We start from the raw sequence: 22,992 nt of genomic DNA, 5'->3' as shown, positions 1-22,992 counted from the left end.
ACGAAATTCGCACTGCGCCCCAGAATCTCACTTCCAAAGCAGAACAAAACGTAGACACTTCTGGTCTTTCGCTCCCGAATCACTACATTCGGGGGAGATGTCCGGCTTTGCGGAAGACATGCCCTTTTTCGACGAACCCAATGCGCGGCCCGCGGCCCCGTCGGGCATAGCGGCGCGCGCCATGGCGGCCCGCAGCGGCCCCAACAGCGCGCCCGATTATCTCAACGGCCTCAACCCCGAGCAGCGGCTGGCGGTGGAAACCACCGAAGGCCCGGTCCTGGTGCTGGCCGGCGCCGGCACCGGCAAGACACGCGTGCTGACCACCCGCATCGCCCATATCCTGGCCACCGGCAGGGCTTTCCCCTCGCAGATCCTGGCGGTGACCTTCACCAACAAGGCCGCGCGCGAGATGAAGCAGCGCATCGGCCATCTCGTCGGCGAAGCCGTCGAGGGCATGCCGTGGCTCGGCACCTTCCACTCCATCGGCGTCAAGCTCTTGCGCCGCCACGCCGAGCTGGCCGGGCTCAAATCCGATTTCACCATCCTCGACACCGACGACGTCGTACGGCTGATCAAGCAGCTGATCCAGGCCGAAGGCCTCGACGACAAGCGCTGGCCGGCCAAGCAGTTCGCGCAGATGGTCGACGGCTGGAAGAACAAGGGCCAAGGCCCCGCCGACATTGCCGAGGGCGATGCCCGCAGCTTCGCCAACGGCAAGGGCCGGGAACTCTACAAGGCCTATCAGGAGCGGCTGAAGACCCTGAACGCCTGCGACTTCGGCGATCTGCTCTGCCACCCTATCCGCATCTTCCGCGCCAATCCGGACGTGCTGAAGGACTACCACAAGCGCTTCAAATACATCCTCGTCGACGAGTACCAGGACACCAACACCGCGCAATACATGTGGCTGCGGCTCCTGGCGCAAAGACCTACCTCCCCCTCGATGGGGGAGGTCGCGCCGCGTAGCGGCGCGGGTGGGGGTGGCAGCGCCGGCGCCAGTCACCCCTCCCCGCCGCTTCGCGGCGACCCTCCCCATCCAGGGGAGGGTAAAGCGCGCTCGGCCGAAGGCCGCAAGCCCGACCAGGCGTCCGAGCCGTTGCGAGGCGACTCCCGCGACGCCGAAGGCGCGCAAAAAAGAGGGGGCGGAGGGCCTGCGCCGGCAGGCGCGGAACGGCCCGTGAGCGAAAACAAAGTCAACATCTGCTGCGTCGGCGACGACGACCAGTCCATCTATGGCTGGCGTGGCGCCGAGGTCGACAACATCCTGCGCTTCGACAAGGATTTCCCGGGCGCCACCATCATCCGGCTGGAACGCAACTACCGCTCGACGGCGCACATCCTCGGCACCGCCTCGCACCTCATCGCCCACAATGAGGGTCGCTTCGGCAAGACGCTGTTCACCGAGAAGGTCGCCGAGGACGACGAGAAGGTGCATGTTCACGCCGCTTGGGATTCCGAGGAGGAAGCCCGCGCCGTCGGCGAAACCATCGAGACCTACCAGCGTGCCAAGCACAAGCTGAACGACATGGCCATCCTGGTCCGCGCCTCCTTCCAGATGCGCGAATTCGAAGACCGCTTCGTCACGCTCGGCCTCAATTACCGCGTCATCGGCGGCCCGCGTTTTTATGAGCGCATGGAAATCCGCGATGCGCTGGCCTTCTTCCGCGTCGTCGCGCAGGGCGCCGACGACCTCGCCTTCGAGCGCATCGTCAATGTCCCCAAGCGCGGCCTGGGTGAAGCCACCATCCGCCAGATCCACGACACGGCGCGGAGCTTGCGCATCCCGATGCTGGAGGCAGCCGCCAAGCTTGCGGAAAGCGACGAGCTGAAGCCGAAACCGCGCGCGGCCTTGCGCGAAGTGGCGGCCAATTTCGAGCGCTGGCAGAAGGCGCTGGAAACCACGCCGCACACCGAACTCGCCGAGACCATTCTGGAGGAGAGCGGCTACACCGACATGTGGAAGAACGACCGTTCGGTCGAGGCGCCGGGCCGGCTGGAAAACTTGAAAGAGCTGATCCGCTCGATGGAGGAGTACGAATCGCTGCGCTCCTTCCTCGAACATGTCGCCCTGGTCATGGACGCCGAGCAGAATGCCGAGTTGGATGCCGTCAACATCATGACCCTGCATTCGGCCAAGGGCCTCGAATTCGAGACGGTTTTTCTCCCCGGCTGGGAGGAAGGCCTGTTCCCGCATCAGCGCGCGCTGGACGAAGGCGGCCGCTCCGGCCTGGAGGAAGAGCGCCGTCTCGCCTATGTCGGCCTGACCCGGGCCAAGAAGAACCTGCATCTGTGGTTCGTCTCCAACCGCCGCATCCACGGCCTGTGGCAGTCGACCATTCCGTCGCGCTTTCTGGACGAACTGCCGGAAGCCCATGTCGAGGTCGCCGAAAGCGGCAACTCCTATGGCGGCTACGGCAATTCCTATGGCGGCGGTTCTTTTGCGTCGGGCCGTGGCGGCCAGGGCGCAGGACGGCAGAACCCTTACGGCGCCTCGCGCTTCGACAATGTCGGTGCGGAAAAATCCGGCGCCTTTTCCAACACCTATGCGACGCCGGGCTGGCAGCGCGCGCAGGCCAACCGCACCGAGGCGACCGACCGCAACTGGGGCTCGCGCTCCGGCCACCAGGTCGAGCGCATCGGCTATGGCGAGACCGACTCCGGCTACGGCGCCGGCCGTACCTCGGTCAAAGGCCGCACCATCGACGGCGAACTGGTCGCCAAATCCGTCGCCGACACGCCGTCGCCCTTCAGCGTCGGCGACCGCGTCTTCCACCAGAAATTCGGCAACGGCAACATCTCCAACATCGAAGGCAACAAGCTGACCATCGACTTCGACAAAGCCGGCCAGAAACGCGTGCTGGACGGGTTTGTGGCGGCGGTGTGAGCGCCCGCTTGTCCTGTTGTCCTACAAGCGACCACATTGTTGTAGTCTGGCGGAGCCCTCCCCGCCTCGTCATCCACGGGCGGAGCAAGGAGCGTAGCGACGCAGCGTAGACCCGAGGATCCATCCCGCGTCTTCAACGCGTTGCCACGGTGCGGAATCCTGCGCAGCTGCACTCCAAGGTCGCGGAATGGATTCCAGGGTCTACGCGACGGAGCTTCGCTCCTGCTCCGCCCTAGAATGACGAAGCGACGGGCGTCTGCCCAGTCGTCGGGGCATGCGGTCCGCAACATGAGCGTCCCCGTCAATTTAGCCCGCCCCTCACCTGTACCGCGCCTGGTTCCACTTGTGCCCCAGCAGCGACAGGATGATGATCAGCCCGTTGAAGAACTGGACGTAGAAGCCGCTCAGGCCCGCCGCCACGACGCCGGTCTGGATGAACGACACGGTGACCGCGCCGATCGCGCCGCCGGCGACCGTGCCGATGCCGCCCCAGGTCGGCGTGCCGCCGACGAACACCGAAGCCAGCACCGGCAGGAGATAGCCGTCGCCCGCGGTCGGCCACCAGGTGAAGTTGATCATCACCGAGAACGTACCGGCGATCGCGGCCCCAATGCCGGTGAAGATGAACACTTTCACCCGCACGCGTTTGACGTCGATGCCCATCTGCTGGGCGCTGTCGGGGTTGTCGCCGACCACCCTCACCTGCGCGCCGAAGCGGTGCCGGTTGTAGAGCATTGCCGACAAAATGACGAAGGCGAGCGCCCAGAAGACCTGTACCGGAAAACCCCACACCTGACTGGAGAAGATGGTATACGCCCAGCTGTCGCTGAGACCGGTCAATGCCGTCGACCTGCCCTCGTTGATGATCTGGATCAGGCCGCGCAGCAGGAAGTTCATGCCGAGGGTGGCGATCAGCGACGACAGCCCGCCATAGACGACCAGCGATCCGACGAGAAAGCCGAGCAGCATGCCGGTGATGAGTGAGGCTGCGATGCCGAGGAACGGATCATAGCCGGCCTGCACCACCAGCGCGAACACCCAGGAGGCAAAGCCCATGGTTGCGGGAAACGACAGGTCGATCTCGCCGCAGGTGACGACGAAGACCAGCGGCACCACCACGAACAGCGCAACCGGCAGCGTGGTCAGCACGGATCTGTAGAGATACCAGGTGGTGAACACGGTCGGGTTGGCGATCAGGAACGCCGCCATCATGATGATGAACACGGCGAGCGTGCCGAGCGCTGCGCGGTTGTCAATGACGAAACCGCGCAGCCAGTGATCGGACGGGTGCTTCCACTCGGGTCGGGCCTTGCCGCCGAGAGGGCTCTGCAGATCGGGTTCCATGGTCTTGCTCATCGTGCTGACCTCTCCGCGTCGCCGGCCTCGTGCAGCCCCGGCAATCCTCCGGGATGCGCAACGTCTTCCATGAAATTGATCAGCTCTTCGGCCGACTTGACCTCGGTGCGATCGGCGGTCAGCGCCACCTTGCCGCGGTCAATCACAACGAAGCGGTCGGCGATGTCGAAGACATGGTGGATGTTGTGGCCGATGAACAGGATCGAGCGGCCACTCGCCCGCACCTGGCGCACGAAATGAAAGACCTTGGCGGTCTCGGTCAGCGACAGCGCCGTCGTCGGCTCGTCGAGGATGATCAGCTCGGCCTGCTTGTAGATGGCGCGCGCGATCGCCACGCCCTGGCGTTCACCGCCGGAGAGTTGGCCGACGATCGAATGCGGCGTGAACACCTTCGAGGTAAAGCCGATCTCGCGCATCAGCCGGCTCGCCTCCTCTATCTCTTTATTGACCTTCAGAAAGCCCATGAAGCCGGTGAGTTCGCGGCCCATGAAGATGTTGCGCACGATGGTCTGCTGCACGGCCAGCGCCCGGTCCTGGAAAACCGTCTCGATGCCGGCGTCGCGCGAGCGTGCCGCACTCCAGCCGGTCACCGGCTTGCCGCGCACCAGGATCTCGCCGCTGGTCGGCTTGACGACGCCGGACAGGATCTTGATCAGCGTCGATTTGCCAGCGCCATTGTCACCGATCAAGCCGACCACCTCGCCGCGGTCGACCGAGAGATTGACCCCGCCCAGCGCATAGACCTGGCCATAGGATTTGCTGATGTCGCGCAGTTCGATGATGCGTTCGGCCATGGCGATCCTCGCTCCTGTGGTATCATCCCGGCCTGGTGCCGGCGGTCCTGCCGGCCGGGCTTGCGCCCAGCCGGCAGTTTGGGAGGTCAGCGCAGCGCCTGCTTGGCGAGCTCGGCGACGATCTCGTAATTCTGCGGCGTGACGAAGCCCGCCCCGGTGTCGACATTCATCGGCGCCAGGCCCAGCACCACCTGCTGGCAAAGGCTGAGGATCGGCAGATAGCCTTGCAGGAACGGCTGCTGATCGGCCGTCAGCTGCACCCAGCCGCCCTTGAACGCCTCGACGATCTGCGGGCTGGTGTCGAAGCCGAAGTTGAAGATGTCGCCGGGTTTGCGTCCCGCCGCCTGCATGTAGGTGGCGACGTTGCCCAGCATCTGGCCGCCGGGATAGCCGACCGCCTTCACATCGGGATTGTTGAGCAGGGCCGCGGTGATCACCGGGATCGCCAGATTGGGATCGGACGCCCATTCGCCGCTCGGCGGCGACGACAGCTGGATGACCTCGACGCCGGCCTCCTTGAGTGCTGCCACCGTGCCGCGCTCGCGCGCACCGCGCGCCTCGTTCTCGAACGGGCCGATCATGATCGCCTTGTCGCCGGACTTGAGATTGCCGAGCTTGAACGCTTCAGCGCCGAGCGCGCGGCCCTGCTGCTCCTGCTGGGCGCCGACATAGCCGCCGCCGAACGCAGCCACCACCGTCGGCACCGGCACGTTCTGGTACATCATCTTGATGCCGTCCTTGTGCGCCTGTTCGGCCAGCGGCATGATCGCGGCGTCGCCGGGATGGCCCATCATGGCAATGCCGTTGGGCTTCACGGCGACGGCCTCGCGCAATTGCTGAACCATCTTCTCGACGTCCCACTGCGAGAAGATGTAGTCGACCTTGGGTCCGAGATCGGACGCCGCCTGCTTGGCGCCATTGTAGACGATGGTGCCGAAAGCGTCGCCCTCGGCGCCGCCGACGAAAAAGCGGATGTGGACATCCTTGCACCACTGGGCGTCGAGCGCCTGCGCCGGCAGAGTGGAGATGGCAGCGCACAGCGCCGTGGCGGCGGCCACGACGGTCGAGCGCAGAAGTGTCGTTCTCATTGCGATGCTCATGCACGTTCCTCCCTTTTGTCCTCGGTGAGCCGAGGGGTTCGTCGTTCGCTTTTCGGCAGTGCTTGTCGGCAGTGCTTGGCAATCTGTCAGGCCGGCTCCTCCCACCGGCCCTCGGTCACGCTGGGTTCGGCAGGTAGGTCGCTCCTCCCCGGCATTGCTTGAGGTATTCCAGCCCGCGCACCTGGCCTGTGATTTCGAGGTCGCCGCGATAGACCGGGTCGTGCCAGCCCTCGATGTCGATGGCGCCCTTGTAACCGGCCAGCCGCAATTCGCTGATCACCCGCGTCCAGTCGCTGTCGCCAAAACCAGGCGTGCGCATCTGCACGAAGGGCAGCTTGCCGAACACGCCGTGCTCGCGGATCACATCCCAGCGCACCGTCGCGTCCTTGCCGTGGACATGGAAGATGCGCGGCGCCCATTTGCGGATCTGCGGCATCGGGTCGATGAGATAGACCAGCTGATGGCAGGGCTCCCATTCGAGGCCGAGATTGTCGTCGGGCAATTCGTTGAACATCAGCTCCCAGGCGTCCGGATTGTGGGCGATGTTCCAGTCGCCGGCGGCCCAGTTGCCGTCCATGGCGCAATTTTCGAAGGCAATGCGCACGCCCTTGTCGGCGGCGCGTTTGGCCAGCGGCCCCCAGACCTCACGGAAGCGCGGCAGGCTGTCGGTCAGCTTCTTGCCGCGCAGACGTCCGGTGAAGCCGCTGACGATCGAAGCGCCGAACAGATGCGCATTGTCGATGACGGTTTCCCAGGCCGCGAGCACGCCGCGATCGACCTCGCCATCCTCCAGCGGATTGCCGAACACGCCGATCGACGACACGGCGACATCGGCATCGCCGATCGCCTCGCCAATCTCACCGGCGAGCCGCGCCAAATCCTTGCCGCCCAGCGTCTGCCAGAAGAAGGGCTGGATGCTCTCGAAGCCGAGCGGCAGAATCTCTTTGATGTAGGCGGCCGGGTCTTCGAGATTGGCCCGCACCATGGTGCCGATACGGATGTCGAGAAGCGGGTTTGGCATCATGATGCTTCCTGTGTGATTGCGACGCGCCGTCCGGTCTCGGCGCTTTCGATGGCGCCAAAAACCATGGCCAGGCTTTTGATGTTGTCGCTGCCACGGGTTTCCGGCTCGCTGCCGGTCTCGATGGCGTGGATGAAATCCTTGATGATGCCGAGATGACCGCCGACGCGGTCGGCGGAATCGAGCGGCGGTACTGTGATGGGCTGGGTCAGGTCGAACAGGCCGTCGCGGACCGACAACACAACCTCGGCCTTCAGTCCGTCCTCGCCGTCCCAGAGCAGGCTGCCGTGCTCGGCGACGATGCGCCATGTGCTCTCCCAACTGGTGCGGAAGCCCGCCGCGCACCAGGAGCCTGCATAGGTGAAGCGCTTGCCGCCGCCGAGATCGAAGATAGCGCTGGCCGACGAGCCCTGCCGGTACCAGGAATTCGCCGGATCCCATTCCTGGCAATAGACGCCGGCGGGATCGCCTGCGACCATGTAGCGGGCGGCGTCGAATGTGTGGATCGCCATGTCGAGCAAGAGCACATGCGCCATCTCCTCGCGAAAGCCGCCGAAATGCGGCGCGACGAAGAAGTCGGCATGGATGCTGGTTGGCTTGCCGATGGCGCCGGAGTCGAGAAAGCGCCTTATGCGCCGGACATTTGCGACATAGCGGCGGTTCTGCACGACCGCATGGACGCGCCCCGCGTTACGCGCCGCATCGACGATGGCGCGCGCATTTTCCGGAGTATCGGCCAGCGGCTTTTCCGTCAGCAGATGGCAATTATGGGCAAAGGCGGCAAAGGCGACATCACGCCGGGCGGCTGGAACCACGACATCGAACACCGCGTCGGGCCTGGTCTGGTCGAGCACCGCGTCGAGGCTGGTGCCGATTACCGCGCCGTCGAGCCCGTATTCGTGCGCCCTCGCCTTCGCCCGTTCGGCGTCGAGATCGACAAGGCCGACAATGGCCAGCCCGTCGATCTGCCTCGCGGCATCGAGCCAGGCCTTGCTCATCGCACCACAGCCGACGAGGACGGCATTCATCATCCGGCATTCCTCCCGTCCGGTCCCTCCAGACCGAATGTCACGGCATTTCCGGCATCACCGTAAACGTTTCTCCGTAAACGTTTACGAGAACACACCCGATGGCGTAGAATGTCAATCGGCTGCCAGCGAAAAATCATCCCGAAGCCTTGGCCTGGGCGGCAGCCGGTGCTAGCCAAGACAGGGGGAGAACTGTCCTTGGCGTCCAGCATCCATGACCTTGCGCGTCACCTGAACATTTCGATCGGCACCGTGTCGCGGGCGCTGAACGGCCGCGCCGACGTCAATGCCGACACCCGCCAGCGCGTGCTCGCCGCCGCCAAGCAATTGAACTATTCGCCCAACCAGTCCGGCCGCAGTCTGCGGCAAGGCACCACCCATTCGATCGCCTTCATGCTGCAGCCGCATCCGGGCGACCAGCAATATGGCGAACCGTTCTTCATCCCGTTCCTGATCGGTCTGCAGGGCCGACTGGCCGAGGATGACCTGGATCTGATGGTCGTCATGGGCGAGCCCGGCCAATATCAGCAGGAGAGGCTGCGCCGCGTGGTTGAGACGCGCCGAGCCGACGCGGTCGTGTTGGCCAATACACGGCGGGAAGACGATCGGATCGACTATCTCAGCAAGGCTGGCTTTCCCTTCGCCACGCTTGGCCGAAGTCAATCCGGCGACGACACCTATCCTTCGCTCGATATCGATTTCGAGAGGGCGGGTGACGAAGCCGTCGACCGGCTGGTCGCGCGCGGCCACCGCCGCATTGCCGCCATCCGCCCTTCGCTGGATCTCAACTTCGGCTACCTGTTCCTCGACGGCTACCGCAAGGCGCTGGGGCGGCATGGCATCGAAGTCGACCCCGGCCTGATCGCCGACGGCTTCATCAACGAGGCCGGAGGCTACCAGGTGACGCCGCGCGTGATGCTCTCCAAGGACCGGCCCACAGCCATCATCTTCAACAATGACGCAATGGCGCTCGGCGGCTGCAAGGCACTGGCCGAGATGGGCATCAGGCCCGGCCACGACATCGCGGTGATCGTCATCGTCGACACGCCGCTCTGCCGTTATTTCTCGCCGGCGCTGACCGCCTTCCGTCCGTCGCTGGAGCCGATGGGCCGGCGGCTGGCCGAAATGCTGCTGGCCTCGCTTCCCGCCTTTGCCGGCCCGGAAGGTCCGCGCATCATCCGCGAAGTCTGGCCGCTGGAGCTGATCGCCCGCGACAGCGATTGATCCGCCGCGGAGGAAGGCCGGCGGGCCTCAATCCACCTTCTTCTCGCCCCGCTCGCCGGCCTTGACGATGTCGCCGGTGGTGAACAGGATTTCCTTCAGTTCCGTGCGCCAGTCTTTCTTCTGGCGCAGCAGGAATTCCAGATCCATGCCGAAATGCTTGAACTCCTCGCCTTGCGCGTTCTTCATGATCGCCTTGGCCTGAGGGTCTTTCTCGACCGACATGCGCTGTTCGTACCAGCTGATCGCCTCGGCCTCTTCGATCAACGAGGTGATCATGCGGGCAAAGGTCCGCACCTCCTGCGTCAGTTCTTCCGGTGGCTCGTGATACTGATCGAAACCCATTTATCCCTCCTGGGCCCGGGGCTCGACCGGCCATCGCAGGCGACGCTTGGGCTCGCGTGCAACGGATCAGGCTGGAAAATGGTTCCGGAGCGCGTGCGACACGGTCTGTCACGCAACTATCATCTTCGCGTCCTAGACCGCTCATCGGTGGGCGCGGCATCGTCGATTGCGGCGGCTTCGTCATCCGGCCGTTCCGGCCCGTTCCGTCACAAAGAGGTTATCCCATGAAAAATTGCACCGAACCGTGTCGCTCGGCGCCGCATTGGCGCTGTTTAGCGCCCTGACCCCTGCCCTTGCCGACAGCACCGCCACCGTTGGCGGCTTCGTCAACAAGGGCCTGGTCGGCGTCGGCCGCATTCCGGCCGATCAGAAGGACAAGTTCGGCGAGACCTTCGGCTCCGGCTCCGGCATGTCGATCGACGCCGCAAGCTGGACCCATGGCGCGGATGGCTACAAGGGTTCGCTGTGGCTGCTGCCGGATCGCGGCTACAATGTCGTCGGCACCACCGACTACCGGCCGCGGCTCAACACTATTCGCATCGAGTTCACGCCGACCGCACTGGGCGCCACGCCCACCGCCGGCCAGGAAAGGACCGGCGTCAAGGCGACGTTAGCCGATTCCCTGCTGCTCACCGACGACAAGGGCGCAGACGCCACCGGTCTCGATCCGCTCAACGGCTTGCGCGCGGCCAATGGCGACCTGCCGATCCTGCCCGAGGCCAATGGCAAGCTGGCGCTCGACAATGAGGCGATCGCGCGGCTGCCCGACGGCACCATGTTCATCTCTGACGAATACGGCCCCAACATCTACCGCTTCTCGGCCGACGGCCATCTGTTGTCGGCAACGCAGCCGCCCGCCGCTTTGGTGCCGATGCGCAAGGGCGCGCCGAACTTCGCCTCCGACAATCCGGGCCCCGGTGCAGCCGAACCCGATCCGAAGGATCCCGAAACCGGCCGCCAGAACAATCAAGGCCTCGAAGGCATGGCGCTGACGCCGGACGGCAAGTCGCTGATTACTGTGCTGCAGTCGGCGCCCCGCCAGGATGGCGGCGATTCGCCCGCGACGCGCCAGAACACCCGCGCGCTGGTCTACGACGCCTCCGACCCGGCCCATCTCAAGCTGGTGCATGAATATGCCGTGCCGCTGCCGGTGTTCAAGGACGCCAAGGACAAGACCAAGGTCGCCGCGCAGAGCGAAATCGTGGCGCTGTCCGACAAGACCTTCCTGATGCTGGCGCGCGACAGCGGAAACGGCCAGGGGGTGAAGGGCGATACTTCGCTGCTGCGCCAGATTTTCGTCGTCGACGTCTCTGGCGCCACCGACATTGCCGGCGGCGCCTTCGATGCCGCCGACAAGCCGCTGGCGCCCAAGGGCGTGCTCGACCCCTCGGTGACGCCGGCCAAGCTGACGCCGTTCATCGACATCAACGACAACAAGGAACTCGGCCGTTTCGGCCTGCATGACGGCAAGCCCAACGACAAGAACAATCTGTCGGAGAAGTGGGAAGCAATGTCGGTGGTCAGCGTGCTCGATCCGGCGCTGCCCGACGACTATTTCCTGTTCGTCGGCAACGATAACGACTTTCTCACCGAGGACGGTTTTCAGGTCAGCGCGCCCTACAAGGCCGAAGACGGCGCCGATGTCGACACCATGTTCCTGGTCTATCAGGTCACGCTTCCGGGCCTCGCCAAGAAGTAGCCGTATACGGAGAGGCGGACGCGCCCGGCGCGTCCGCCTCTAACCGTTTGTCGGCGATCAGCGATGCCGTGAAGGCACCTATTTCAAAATCTCCGCATCCCTTGGCACGCCGGCATCGATCGGCTCGGCGGTCCGGCTCGACACAGCCATGATCTTGCCCGCGGCCGACAGGTTCGGGCGCACATAGACCTGGGCTACGCCGTTGACCCGGCTGTAGAGGTCGATGATGTCCTGGTTCATGAAGCGCACGCAGCCCGACGACGCGTTCTTGCCGATGGAATCCCATTCCGGCGTGCCGTGCAGCCGGTACATCGTGTCCTTGCCGTCGCGGAACAGATAGAGCGCGCGCGCGCCGAGCGGGCTCTGCGGTCCGGGCGGCATGCCGTCCTTGTATTTCGCCAGTTCCGGCCGGCGCTGGATCATTTCCGGCGGCGGCGTCCACACCGGCCATTTCTTGCGCGCCTGGATCACGGCGCTGCCGGTCCAGCCAAACCCGGCCTTGCCGAGGCTTACGCCATAGCGCATTGCCTTGCCGCCATCGCGCACCAGATAGAGAAAATGCTCGGATGTATCGACGACGATCGTGCCGGGTTTTTCGCCGGTCGGATCGTCCACGATCTGGCGCACGAACTTCGGATCGAGCTTGGCCACGGGGATTGCCGGCAATGAAAAGCCCTCATCGACGCGCGCCGAATACATGGTGGCGGCATCGCCCAGAGCCGGTTCGGGCGCCGGAGCGGGCGTTGGCGGCACCACGACGTCGGTCGTGGTGCAGGCTGAAAGCGCCATGGAAGCGGCACCCAAAGCGGATATTCCAAGAAACGCGCGCCGGTTCAGGCGCTCGGAAAAAAGCGGATTGTCGGACATGATCCCCCCAGCCTATTCATCATATCCAACAGGATATGCGACCCCACGCGGCGACGACCCATATCCCATTCCGAATGTTTTGAGAACTGATTAGCGTGAAGCCGCCAGGTGGCATGTTCCAATGCCGCATCGACCTTGTCCGTTAAATCGGCGATCATTGCCGGGCGGACTTTGAGATGAACCTTCGCCGAACAGCCCATGGACGAAAAAATACTACCGCGCCGGCGCACCGGCGATCTCACCAGCGGCCCAATCCCTCGCACGCTGCTGTTGTTCGCGCTTCCGGTGCTCGGTTCCAATGTGCTGCAGTCGCTCAACGGTTCGATCAACGCCGTCTGGGTCGGCCGCTTCCTCGGTGAATTGGCGCTGACGGCGACCTCAAACGCCAATCTGGTGCTGTTCCTGATTCTTGGCACCGTGTTCGGCATCGGCATGGCCGCCACCATCCTGGTGGCGCAATCGGTCGGCGCCCGCGACCTGCCCGAGGCGCGGCGCATCGTCGGCACCAGCGCCAGCTTCTTCTTCCTCGTCTCGGCTATCTTCGCCGTCTGCGGCTGGATCTGGGTCGACGCCATCCTCAACACACTGGGCACCCCGCCCGATGCGCTGCCGCTGGCGCGCTCCTATCTGCGCATCATCTTCGTCGCCGTGCCGATGATGAATCTTCTGTCCTTCGTCATGACGGTGCTGCGCGGTGCGGGTGATTCGCGCACGCCATTCTTCTTCATGGCGCTCGCCGTCGTGCTCGACATCATCCTCAATCCGCTGCTCATTCGCGGAATCGGCCCCTTCCCCGAGCTCGGCATCGCCGGCTCCGCCACCTCGACGCTGATCGGCCAGACGGTGAGCGTGATCGCCATCCTCGTCGTGCTTTATGCCAGAAAGCATCCGTTGCGGCTCGCCGGCGCGAACCTCGCTCTGCTGCGGCCGGATCCGGCGCTGCTCAGGATCGTCGTCTTCAAGGGCGTGCCGATGGGCCTGCAGATGATCGTCATTTCGGCGGCGGCGCTGACCGTGATGGGCATCGTCAACTCCTACGGCTCGCAGGTCGCCGCCGCCTATGGCATCGCGGCGCAGCTGTGGACCTATATCCAGATGCCTGCACTGGCGATCGGCGCCGCAGTCTCGTCGATGGCGGCCCAGAATGTCGGCGCAGGGCGGTGGGACCGCATCGGTCGGATCGCGGCGTCCGGCGTCGGCTTCAACCTGGTGCTCACCGGCGCCCTGGTGGCGCTGCTGTTCTTCTTCGACAGGCCGGTACTCGGCCTGTTCCTTAGCGGGGACAGCACCGCAATCGACATTGCAGCCCACATCAACAAGGTGGCGTCCTGGTCGTTCATCCTGTTCGGCGTCACCATCGTGCTGTTCGCGACCGTGCGCGCCACCGGTGCCGTGATGCCGCCGCTGATCATTCTGGTGATTTCCGTGATGGTCGTGCGTACCGGCTTTGCCTACTTCTTCAGGAGCTACATCGGCGAGGAAGCGCTGTGGTGGAGTTTTCCGGCGGGATCGATCACCTCGCTGGTGCTGGCCGCCGCCTATTATCGCTTCGGCCGCTGGCGCACCATGCACATGATCGAGGACCGGCCGGCCGCCGGCGAGCCGCCCGACACCGGCCTCGGCATCCCGCGCGGACGGGCAAACATGGCGCCCGGGACGCCAAGCGGGTGAGGCTCAGCGCGCGTATTTGACGCCGAACCCCAGCGCTACGACAGAGAACAGCGTGATCATACCGGCGAAGGCCAGGCTTGCCGTCGTCGGAGTGGTCCAACTCGACAGCAGCCCAATGCCGATCACCGGCAGCGCATTGCCGCAGAAGCAGCAGATAAAGAACGCCGACACCAATTCGGCGCGACGCTCGGCAGGTGCGATCTGGTTCACCACCTGCAGGCCGCCGCGATAGCCGAGCGCCGCCGCCACGCCGCACACAGCGGTGGCGGCAACCATCAGGGACATCGACGCGAAAAACTGAGCAGCAACCATCAGCCCTACGGCCGGGATCATCAGCGCCAGCGCGGCCAGCATTCCGGCGCGGCTGGACAGTCGGGTCGTGGCCAGAATGGTCGCGGCCGCAACGATCGACAGTTCAAAGAACAGCGCGCCGGCCTCGGCATGGTTGGCCACATGCAGTTGCTGCGCCAGGATGCTCGGCGCCAGGGCTGCATAGAAGCCGACCAGCGCCATGGCGCCGAAACCGGTGACCGCCGGCGCCACGAAGGCAGCGCGGATATCGCTCGGCACCGATAGCCGTGGCCGCAACGAAACGTCGGTCAGCCTGCCCGGCCGGGACACGGTTTCGCGGGTACGCCAGATCAGCAGCGTCACCACCACCAGCAAGGCAAGATAGACCGCAAACGTTAGTCTCAACGGCCAGGGCGCATATTCGGCGAGCAGGCCCGATGCCAGCGCGCCGAGGCCAAGGCCAACGAAGTTGATGCTGGTGGCGATGATTGCCGCGCGCGATTTGTCCTTACCTTCGATCAATTCGGCAAGCCAGGCCGTGCCGGTTCCCGCGCCGACGCCGATGCCAAGGCCGCTCAATATGCGGGCGACATCGAGCCATGCGACATTCTCGGCCAGCAGGAACACCACCGCGCTGACCACCGCTATGGCCATCGACGCCAGCGCCGCAGGACGGCGGCCAATGCCGTCGGACAAGCGCCCGAACATCAGCAATGCGCCGAGATTGCCGACGACATAGACGGCGTAGACCAGCGTCAGCGTGATCTGCGAGAAACCGAAGGCCTGCTTGTAGATGACGTAAAGCGGCGTCAGCACCGTGCTGCCGGCGAACAGCGCGGCGATCATGGCGGCAACCGCGGCCATCGCGGGCCGGCCATCGAGTCCGTTGTCGCGCGTCGTGGTCTCGGCATAGCTGGTCATGGCAACCTCCGGCCAATCGCCCAACGCCCAATTGCGCCCCAACGTCCATGTAAGGATGGCCGTTCCACGCGCCGAACTTCATCCTGACAACCTTGTCAGGATGGTCTTGCCCGAAGTCCTCGCTTAACGTCTTTCCATCGAGAGGGAGAATCCATGGGAAAAGGTAGAGTCGAGGCATTCACCGATGGGGTGGTCGCCATCATCATCACCATCATGGTGCTGGAGCTGAAAGTGCCGCATGGCCAGGATTTTTCAGCGCTTCTGCCGCTGTGGCCGATCTTTTTCAGCTATGTCTTGTCGTTCATCAATGTCGGCATCTACTGGAACAATCTGCACAACATGTTCCACACCGTCCAAAGGGTCGACGGCCGCGTGCTGTGGGCCAACCTCAACCTTCTGTTCTGGTTGTCGCTGATGCCGGCAACGACGGCCTTCATGGGCGAGAACCATTTCGCGCCCGTCCCCGTCGCGGTCTATGGCATCGACCTGGTGCTGTGCGCGGTCGCCTACACCTTTCTCGCCACCAAGCTGCACCATTTGCACGGCAACGACACCGCCTTCGCCAAGGCGCTGGGCAATGACCGCAAGGGCAAGATCTCGGTGGCCCTCTACGCCGCAGCCGTCCCGCTTGCCTTCGTCAACCAATGGATCGGCGTTGCGATCTTTGTGCTGGTGGCCGCCGTCTGGTTCGTGCCGGACACGCGTTTTTCGCGGGTGCTGGAAAAGTAGCGTAGGACGTCTCTACTTGCGCATCGCCTTCAGCTTTTCGGCAACCGACGCCGCAAGGTCGGCATAGCGTTCCTCCAGCCGCTCGGCCGCCTTGATGATCGAAAAATCATGGCCGAATTTTTCCAGCGCCATGCGCAATTTCTCGACGAACTCGGCCTGTTTTTCGAGTGCCGAAAACAAGGTCTTCACCTGCGCTTCGCTTATGTCCGGATTGGCAAGCATCTGCGGCACCTCGCGGCCCATCTGGTCGCCGGTGGCGGTCTGCTCCTTCAGGATCGCAACCCAGTCGGTCAATCGGCAATCTCCCTGTTCGGCCGCAGCATGCACAGCCGCCGTTGATGCGGTCAACCCGAACACGCGGGACGGCCTTGCACGATGCGCGTCCCGCGCTAAGTTCGGCGCCACCCGAACCCTAGGAAAAAGATCATGACCTCCGACGCCGAAATCCAATCCGCTTTGCCCGCCCTCAGCCGAGGCAACGTCGCCGTCATCACCGGGGGCGCCAGCGGCATCGGGCTTGCCGCTGCCAAAAGGCTGGCGGCTATGGGCATGAGACTGGTGCTGGCCGACATTGGCGGCGCGCGCCTCGATGCGGCCCGCCAGGCAGTCGCCGCGATCGCCGGCGAGAATGCCGTGCTTGCCGTCGCCACCGACGTGTCGAAGGCCGACAAACTCGGCCGGCTGGCGGAAAAGACGCATGCCGCTTTCGGCGCCGTATCGCTGCTGATGAACAATGCCGGCGTCGGCAACAATCCGGGAAAACCGTGGGAGAACGGCGACGCCTGGAAGCGGATGATCGACATCAATTTCTGGGGTGTCGTACATGGCGTCGAGGCCTTCGCTCCGGCCATGCTGGCCTCCGGAGAGCCTGGCCTGATCATCAACACCGGCTCCAAGCAAGGCATCACCACGCCACCCGGCAATCTCGCCTACAACGTCTCCAAATCGGCATTGAAGACGTTCACCGAAGGGCTGGCGCACGCATTGCGCAACGAGCCGGGCGCGAAGGTCGCGGCGCATCTTCTCATTCCCGGCTTCACCTTCACCGGCCTCACCGAAGGAGCGGTCGAAAAACCCGCTGGCGCCTGGACCGGCGAGCAGGTGGTCGACTTCATGCTGGCTTCGCTGGCGCGTGGGGACTTCTACATCCTCTGCCCCGACAATGAGGTGATGCGGCCGACCGATGAAAAGCGCATGGCCTGGGCGATCGGCGACATCATCGAGAACCGGCCTGCTCTCTCGCGCTGGCACCCCGACCATAAGGACGCTTTCGCGGCCTTTATGGGAAACTGATCGTCGAACTCAGCCAAAGCCGAGACTCAGGCGGGCGCGCGTTTTTTCGCGGTGCGCTTTTGCGCGACGGCCTTCTTGCCCGCCAGTTCGGCGAGCTCGTGGTCATGGCGTTTTGCCGCCCGCTCGCATTTGTCTCTGATCTCCTCGACCTCGGATTCGGTCAGGTGCTCGATGCCGATGAAATGATTGTGGCCCTCGCTGACGCGGATCAGTTCGTCGAGCTTGGCCTGAACCGCGGCGCCGTCGCGGTTCTGGGTGTTCTGAATCAGGAACACCATCAAAAAGGTGATGATCGTCGTTCCCGTGTTGATGACGAGCTGCCACGTATCGGAGAAGCCGAAGAATGGCCCGCTTACCGCCCAGACGATAACGATGGCGCAACAGGCGATGAAAGTCGGCGGCAGGCCCGCCAAGTGCGAAACGGTGTTGGCGATTCTGGTAAACAGCTTTTCGATCATTCACATCCTCAACCGTTCAAAGCGCGACGAGCTGACCAAGGCCGCATTCATCGCTCCAACAATAAACAACCGGCAGCCGCTTCCGGTTCCCTGTCGCAGAGGGCATCGCTGGTGCAATTGTATGCACGCCAAAGGCGCAGCGCCGTGAAAAGCCGCCTTATCGGTTTGTTGCCATTAGTCACCATGCAGGCCAAAACCTGTTCGTTCCGCTTCACGGCGGATTTGTCTCCAAGCCCCTTCCGCTGCGCCACCCCCGCATGGCGGAAGGGGTCCGTTGCGTTGCCGCAGACCGGCGGAACTCTTCCCGACACGTGCCGTTCAGAATTTTGGCGCCAGGATTTCGGCCAGCCAGTCGATGAAACCGCGCACGCGCGGCGAGCTCTCAGGAATGCTCTTGCTCCCAACGATCGAGGAAATCCTCAATCGGCAAGGCCTGCATGTCGGGAACCGCTTTGGCGAGTTTCTCCGGCGGCCAGTCCCACCAGGCAAGGCTTTCGATCCGCGCCGCGATCTCGGAGGGAAAGCGCATGCGCAACGGCTTCGCCGGTACGCCGGCGACGATTGTGTAGGCCGGCACATCCCGCGTCACCACCGAATTGGCGCCGATGATGGCGCCATTGCCGATGCTGATCTCGGGCATGATGACGGCGCCATGGCCGATCCAGACATCATTGCCGATGCCGACCGCCTTGGCCTGCCGCCGCGCGCGGAACGCCGCGTCGACGCCCAGCCAGCGGAAATACTCGTTCGGCCGGTAACTGAGCTTGTGCTGCGTGATCCGCTCGATCGGATGCTCCAGCGCATTGATGCGGCTGTTGGCGGCGATCGAGCAGAATTTTCCGATCGTCGTGTAGATCGCCTCGGCGTGGCGCTCGAAATAGGAGAAATCGCCGACATTGACCTCGCGCAGCACCACCCGTTCGCCGATCGAGGCATAGCGGCCAAGCTTGCACGCTTTCAGCTCCGCGGTCGGATGGATGCGCGGCTCCGGATCTTTCAGGACGAGGTTTTCGGTAGGGTCCATCTGGCGGATTTACCCCCGCACAATTGCGGAAGCAATTGTCGCGTTGCGCCCGGAGAATCCGCTATTTCGGCTTGCCGCCGGTCCACACCACGTTCTGGCTGAACAGCGGCACGGTCGTCACCGACATTTTCGCCGAGCCGTCCTGCACCTGGCGCGAATGCGAGAGATAGATCAGCGTCTCGTTCTTCTTGTCGTAGATGCGGTTCACCACCTGCTTCTTCCAGATCAGGCTGATGCCTTGCTTGAACACCTCTTCGCCGCCCTCGCTCATGTCGATGTCGCCGATGGTGATCGGCCCGGTCTGGCGGCAGGAGATCGAGGAATCAGACGGATCCTCGAACCAGTTGCCCTTGTGCAGCCGGTCGATGACGCTGCGGTCGAAATAGGAGACATGGCAGGTCACGCCGTCGATCTTGGGATCCTTGATCGCCTCGACGATGATGTCGTTGCCGACCCAATCGACGCTGACCTTGCCGACTTCCTCTGCCGCTGCGGCACCGGCGCCAAGGGCAATGCATGCGGCCAGCGCGCCGCCGATCAGTTTCTGCCCAATCCGTCTCTGCCCAGTCCGTCTCTGCCCAGTCCGTCTTTGCAAGGGAGCCTCCTCAGGTTCAGTTTGCCGGTCTCAGGTGGGATAAGGGCCAGCTGTTTGCAAGGTAGCGCCCAGCCCGGTTGCGGCAACGCGGCATCTTTGCCTTGCCCCCTGCGACCGGCTAAGACTGCCGGCAGAGAGGCGCCGATCCGGCGCTCGATGATTTCTGCTACGGACAATTCCTGATGATGCGTTCAATTCTGCTCGGCATTCTCGTTCTGATGGCGGCGGGCATCGGCTGGCTCACCTTTGACTTCTATCGCGGCCACTATGGTGGCGAACCGTATGGCGCGCCATTCACGCTGGTCGACCAGAAAGGCGCGCCAATCACCGAAGCCGCCTTCCGGGGAAAACCCAGCATCGTCTTCTTCGGCTTCACCCATTGCCCGGAAGTCTGCCCGACCACTTTGTTCGAAATGGCCGGCTGGCTGAAGACGCTGGGCGACGACGGCAAGAACCTCAACGCCTACTTCGTTACCGTCGATCCAGAGCGCGACACGCCGCCGGTGATGAACACTTACGTCAGCAATTTCTCCGACCGCATCGTCGGCATATCGGGCGATCCCGACAAGGTGCACGCCATGGCGAAGTCCTTCAACATCTACTGGAAGAAGGTCGACACCGGCGACGGCGATTACACGATGGACCACACCGCCTCCGCGCTGCTGCTCAACGCCAAGGGCGAGTTTTCGGGCACCATAGCCTATGGCGAAAGCGCCGATACCGCGATCGCCAAGCTGAAGCGGCTGGCGGCAGGCTAGGCATGATCCCGAAATGTGGAATCCGGTTTTCTCGGACAGAAAAGTGTTGTCCAGAGATCATGCTCAAACAAGAGACCAGCTGATGGGTCAGACCAGGCTCCACTTCATCGCTGGGAAGATCGAGGCCGACCGCATCTTTGCCGCGCTCGAACCGGCTTTCGAGGATGAAGGCCTGCCGATCGCCGTGCTCGAAGTCGATGAAGACCGCGACATCTATGAGGTTTCGCTCTACGCCGACGGCAATGTCGACGCGGTTGAGGCGCGGCTAAGGGACAGCCTTGCCGGACTGTCCCTGTCGAAGCCGATCGAGCGCGAGGTTCTGCCCGACATCGACTGGGTGGCGCGCTCGCTGGAGGGACTGAAGCCGGTGCGCGCCGGACGTTTCTTCGTCCATGGCGCGCACGACCGCCGGAAGCGCCACAGCGGCGAACTCGCCATCGAGATCGAGGCTGGCCTTGCCTTCGGCACCGGCCATCACGGGACCACTGCCGGCTGCCTCGAAATGCTGGAACGGGTCGTGCGCCGCGAACGTCCCAGGAATGCCCTCGACCTCGGCACCGGCAGCGCGGTGCTGGCGATCGCCGTCGCCAAACTGGCGCATATTCCGGTGCTGGCGACCGACATCGATCCGATCGCCGTCAGGGTCGCCGCCGCCAATGCCCGCCTCAACCACGTCAAGGCGCTGGTCGAAACGGTGACGGCGCCCGGCTTCCACCACCCGATCTTCGGCAAGCGCGCGCCTTTCGACCTCATCGTCGCCAACATATTGGCGCGGCCGCTGATGCGGCTGGCGCCTGAGATGGCGAGGCACATCAGCCTCGGCGGCTCGATCGTGCTGTCCGGCATCCTCGAGCGGCAGTGCAATGCGGTGATCTCGGCCTATGTCGGCCAGAATTTCCGCCATGTCAGGACCTTGCATCGCGAAGGCTGGGTAACGATCCACCTGAAGCACTGAGACGCAACGCGCTTTGGACCATCCGAGGCTGTTTGCGATTGGCGAAAATCGATTCCGGTTTTCCGGGTCATGCGCTACGGTCGCGCCCGATACAGGAGGCATACCATGTTCCAGACCTTCGATTCCGCAGGCGACCCGAGCGTCGGCAAGCCGCGCGTGACGTTGCTACGGCAATGGCTGGCGGATAACGGCCTCGACGGTTTCCTGGTGCCGCGCGCGGACGAGCACCAGGGCGAGTATGTCGCCGATCGCTCGGCGCGGCTGAAATGGTTGACCGGCTTCAGCGGCTCGGCCGGCGTAGCACTTGTGCAGCGTGACCGCGCCTTCATGTTCGTCGATGGCCGCTATACCTTGCAAGTGCGCCACGAAGTCGATCTCGACATTTTTGCGATCGAGAGCCTGGTCGACAACCCGCCGGCCTCCTGGATCAAGGACAATCTCGGCAAGGGCGCCAGGCTCGGCTTCGACCCCTGGCTGCACACGATCACTGAGGTCAAGGCGCTGAAAACCTCGGCCGAGCAATTCGGCGCGACGCTGGTGCCGCTCGACAGGAACCCGATCGACATCATCTGGAAGGATCAGCCGGCACCACTGGCGGCGCCGGTCGAAATCCACCCGATCGGCTTTGCCGGGGAACTGGCGAAGGACAAGCTGGCGCGGCTGGCGGCGGCAATCGGCAAGGAGGGCGCGACGCACGCCGTGCTCACCGACCCCTCCTCGATCGCCTGGGCCTTCAACATCCGTGGCGGTGACGTGCCGCACACGCCGCTGGCGCTCGGCTTTGCGATCCTTGCAGCAGATGGCAAGCACCAGCTGTTCATGGACCAGCGCAAGTTTTCGCGCACGGTCGCCGCCTATCTCACCCAACTCGCCGATCTGCACGAGCCCGGCGAATTCGAGGCGGCGGTCGTCGCCCTTGCCGAGGGCGGCGCCAAGATCGCGCTCGATCCGGTGCTGGCGGCGGAAAAACTGAGAATGCTGGTCGAGGACAATGGCGGCACATTTGTTTCAGCAGCCGATCCCGCCCGCATCCCGCGCGCCACCAAGAACCAGGCGGAAATCGCCGGCAGCCGCGCGGCGCACCGCCGAGACGGGGCGGCGGTGGCGAAACTGCTGTGCTGGCTGGAACGGCAGAAGCCGGGCACGCTCGACGAAATAACCGTTGTCACCAAGTTGGAGGAAACGCGCCGGCAGACCGGCGAGGAAACGCAGATGCCGCTGCGCGACGTCTCCTTCGACACCATTTCCGGCGCCGGGCCGAACGGCGCCATCATGCACTACCGTGTGTCGCGCGCCACCAATCGCAAGCTGACAAAGGGCGAGCTGTTCCTGCTCGATTCCGGCGCCCAGTATCAGGACGGCACCACCGATATCACCCGCACGGTGCCGATCGGCCAGCCGACCGAGGAGATGCGCGAGCGCTTCACACTGGTGCTGAAAGGTATGATCGGCATTTCCACGCTGCGCTTTCCCGCCGGCACGCGCGGCTCGGAAATCGACGCGGTGGCGCGCATGGCGCTCTGGAAGCATGGCTGCGACTTTGCCCACGGCACCGGCCACGGCGTCGGCTCGTATCTGGCCGTGCATGAAGGGCCGCAGCGCATCGCCCGCACCGGCACCGAAAAGCTGCTGGCCGGCATGATGCTGTCCAACGAGCCCGGCTATTACAAGGAAGGCTCCTACGGCATCCGCATCGAGAACCTGATCCTGGTGACACCGGCTGAACAGGTGGAGGGCGGCGACATCGCCATGCACGGTTTCGAGACGCTGACGCTGGCGCCGATCGATATCAGGCTGATCCGCACCGACCTGCTGACGCGCGAGGAGTTGCACTGGCTGGATACTTACCATGCTTGGGTGCTGGCCGAGATCGGCCCGATGCTCGACGGCGAGACGCTGGCCTGGCTGGAGAAGGCAACAGCGCCGTTGCCGCACGACGCCAAGATTTGAAATGAGCTTCTTTCTCCCCGTCACTATACGGG

Annotated in this window: 21 protein-coding genes; 9 read left to right on the top strand and 12 right to left on the bottom strand. The window is 64.1% G+C overall.

Annotated features, from left to right (window positions below):
* Positions 1-97 precede the first annotated feature (97 nt).
* Positions 98-2,884 (top strand): ATP-dependent helicase, encoded by a 2,787-nt coding sequence (locus ACYG9Y_RS07120; RefSeq protein WP_023749131.1) that lies wholly within the window; start codon positions 98-100, stop codon positions 2,882-2,884.
* Positions 2,885-3,202: 318 nt separating this feature from the next.
* Here the strand turns inward: ACYG9Y_RS07120 and ACYG9Y_RS07115 are convergent, their stop codons facing one another.
* From ACYG9Y_RS07115 to ACYG9Y_RS07095, 5 genes are all read right to left on the bottom strand, one after another.
* On the bottom strand, positions 3,203-4,240 hold the full coding sequence (locus ACYG9Y_RS07115) for an ABC transporter permease (RefSeq protein WP_023739841.1): 1,038 nt from the start codon (positions 4,238-4,240) through the stop codon (positions 3,203-3,205).
* Positions 4,237-5,034, bottom strand: coding sequence for an ATP-binding cassette domain-containing protein (locus ACYG9Y_RS07110; RefSeq protein ID WP_023739842.1), 798 nt, complete (start codon positions 5,032-5,034; stop codon positions 4,237-4,239). Before ACYG9Y_RS07110 ends, ACYG9Y_RS07115 begins: the two co-directional genes overlap by 4 nt.
* A gap of 86 nt (positions 5,035-5,120) precedes the next feature.
* Positions 5,121-6,134, bottom strand: coding sequence for a substrate-binding domain-containing protein (locus ACYG9Y_RS07105; protein ID WP_023739843.1), 1,014 nt, complete (start codon positions 6,132-6,134; stop codon positions 5,121-5,123).
* A gap of 115 nt (positions 6,135-6,249) precedes the next feature.
* Positions 6,250-7,158 carry a sugar phosphate isomerase/epimerase family protein gene (locus tag ACYG9Y_RS07100; protein WP_031253296.1) on the bottom strand — a complete coding sequence of 303 codons (909 nt, stop codon included), beginning with the start codon at positions 7,156-7,158 and terminating at the stop codon, positions 6,250-6,252.
* Positions 7,155-8,186: a Gfo/Idh/MocA family protein gene (locus ACYG9Y_RS07095; RefSeq protein ID WP_023739845.1), complete on the bottom strand. Its 1,032-nt coding sequence runs from the start codon at positions 8,184-8,186 to the stop codon at positions 7,155-7,157. Before ACYG9Y_RS07095 ends, ACYG9Y_RS07100 begins: the two co-directional genes overlap by 4 nt.
* A 195-nt stretch (positions 8,187-8,381) precedes the next feature.
* On the opposite strand from ACYG9Y_RS07095, the gene ACYG9Y_RS07090 reads away from it, so the two are divergent.
* Positions 8,382-9,407, top strand: coding sequence for a LacI family DNA-binding transcriptional regulator (locus ACYG9Y_RS07090; protein WP_023697001.1), 1,026 nt, complete (start codon positions 8,382-8,384; stop codon positions 9,405-9,407).
* A gap of 27 nt (positions 9,408-9,434) precedes the next feature.
* On the opposite strand, the gene ACYG9Y_RS07085 is transcribed toward ACYG9Y_RS07090, so the two are convergent.
* Entirely contained in the window at positions 9,435-9,749 is a 315-nt protein-coding gene (locus tag ACYG9Y_RS07085) for a ferritin family protein (protein ID WP_023712452.1), read from the bottom strand.
* Positions 9,750-9,981: 232 nt separating this feature from the next.
* Here ACYG9Y_RS07085 and ACYG9Y_RS07080 point away from each other — a divergent pair, with 232 nt between their 5' ends.
* The gene (locus tag ACYG9Y_RS07080) at positions 9,982-11,448 is read left to right on the top strand and encodes an esterase-like activity of phytase family protein (protein WP_031253295.1); all 1,467 of its coding nucleotides are present in this window, start codon (positions 9,982-9,984) and stop codon (positions 11,446-11,448) included.
* Between the two features lie 78 nt (positions 11,449-11,526).
* Here the strand turns inward: ACYG9Y_RS07080 and ACYG9Y_RS07075 are convergent, their stop codons facing one another.
* The gene (locus ACYG9Y_RS07075) at positions 11,527-12,315 is read right to left on the bottom strand and encodes a L,D-transpeptidase (protein ID WP_023668302.1); all 789 of its coding nucleotides are present in this window, start codon (positions 12,313-12,315) and stop codon (positions 11,527-11,529) included.
* A 198-nt stretch (positions 12,316-12,513) separates the two neighbouring features.
* Between ACYG9Y_RS07075 and ACYG9Y_RS07070 the strand changes: the two genes are divergently transcribed.
* Positions 12,514-13,986 carry an MATE family efflux transporter gene (locus ACYG9Y_RS07070; protein WP_460223109.1) on the top strand — a complete coding sequence of 491 codons (1,473 nt, stop codon included), beginning with the start codon at positions 12,514-12,516 and terminating at the stop codon, positions 13,984-13,986.
* Positions 13,987-13,989: 3 nt separating this feature from the next.
* Here ACYG9Y_RS07070 and ACYG9Y_RS07065 read toward each other — a convergent pair whose 3' ends face one another.
* Positions 13,990-15,198 (bottom strand): MFS transporter, encoded by a 1,209-nt coding sequence (locus tag ACYG9Y_RS07065; RefSeq protein WP_023739848.1) that lies wholly within the window; start codon positions 15,196-15,198, stop codon positions 13,990-13,992.
* Between the two features lie 153 nt (positions 15,199-15,351).
* Here ACYG9Y_RS07065 and ACYG9Y_RS07060 point away from each other — a divergent pair, with 153 nt between their 5' ends.
* Complete coding sequence (locus ACYG9Y_RS07060) at positions 15,352-15,927, top strand: TMEM175 family protein (protein ID WP_023668299.1); 576 nt, start codon at positions 15,352-15,354, stop codon at positions 15,925-15,927.
* Between the two features lie 12 nt (positions 15,928-15,939).
* Here ACYG9Y_RS07060 and ACYG9Y_RS07055 read toward each other — a convergent pair whose 3' ends face one another.
* On the bottom strand, positions 15,940-16,221 hold the full coding sequence (locus ACYG9Y_RS07055; RefSeq protein WP_023668298.1) for a hypothetical protein: 282 nt from the start codon (positions 16,219-16,221) through the stop codon (positions 15,940-15,942).
* Between the two features lie 132 nt (positions 16,222-16,353).
* Here ACYG9Y_RS07055 and ACYG9Y_RS07050 point away from each other — a divergent pair, with 132 nt between their 5' ends.
* On the top strand, positions 16,354-17,220 hold the full coding sequence (locus ACYG9Y_RS07050; protein WP_023699598.1) for an SDR family NAD(P)-dependent oxidoreductase: 867 nt from the start codon (positions 16,354-16,356) through the stop codon (positions 17,218-17,220).
* Between the two features lie 26 nt (positions 17,221-17,246).
* Here the strand turns inward: ACYG9Y_RS07050 and ACYG9Y_RS07045 are convergent, their stop codons facing one another.
* From ACYG9Y_RS07045 to ACYG9Y_RS07035, 3 genes are all read right to left on the bottom strand, one after another.
* The gene (locus tag ACYG9Y_RS07045; protein WP_023750938.1) at positions 17,247-17,678 is read right to left on the bottom strand and encodes a low affinity iron permease family protein; all 432 of its coding nucleotides are present in this window, start codon (positions 17,676-17,678) and stop codon (positions 17,247-17,249) included.
* A 382-nt stretch (positions 17,679-18,060) separates the two neighbouring features.
* Positions 18,061-18,702 carry an LbetaH domain-containing protein gene (locus ACYG9Y_RS07040; protein WP_023739849.1) on the bottom strand — a complete coding sequence of 214 codons (642 nt, stop codon included), beginning with the start codon at positions 18,700-18,702 and terminating at the stop codon, positions 18,061-18,063.
* A 61-nt stretch (positions 18,703-18,763) separates the two neighbouring features.
* A complete protein-coding gene (locus ACYG9Y_RS07035) occupies positions 18,764-19,297 on the bottom strand; it encodes a CreA family protein (RefSeq protein ID WP_050593161.1) in 534 nt (177 codons plus the stop codon).
* Positions 19,298-19,479: 182 nt separating this feature from the next.
* Between ACYG9Y_RS07035 and ACYG9Y_RS07030 the strand changes: the two genes are divergently transcribed.
* The 3 genes from ACYG9Y_RS07030 (at position 19,480) to ACYG9Y_RS07020 (ending at position 22,960) form a co-directional block, all read left to right on the top strand.
* Complete coding sequence (locus ACYG9Y_RS07030) at positions 19,480-20,055, top strand: SCO family protein (protein ID WP_023741688.1); 576 nt, start codon at positions 19,480-19,482, stop codon at positions 20,053-20,055.
* Between the two features lie 82 nt (positions 20,056-20,137).
* A complete protein-coding gene (locus ACYG9Y_RS07025) occupies positions 20,138-21,010 on the top strand; it encodes a 50S ribosomal protein L11 methyltransferase (protein WP_023739851.1) in 873 nt (290 codons plus the stop codon).
* Between the two features lie 105 nt (positions 21,011-21,115).
* Positions 21,116-22,960: an aminopeptidase P family protein gene (locus ACYG9Y_RS07020; protein WP_023739852.1), complete on the top strand. Its 1,845-nt coding sequence runs from the start codon at positions 21,116-21,118 to the stop codon at positions 22,958-22,960.
* Positions 22,961-22,992: the final 32 nt, after the last annotated feature.

The organism is Mesorhizobium sp. W050 (assembly GCF_054719535.1).
The sequence above is the reverse complement of the archived record's forward strand: the minus strand, read 5'-3'. Positions and strand labels throughout refer to the sequence as shown.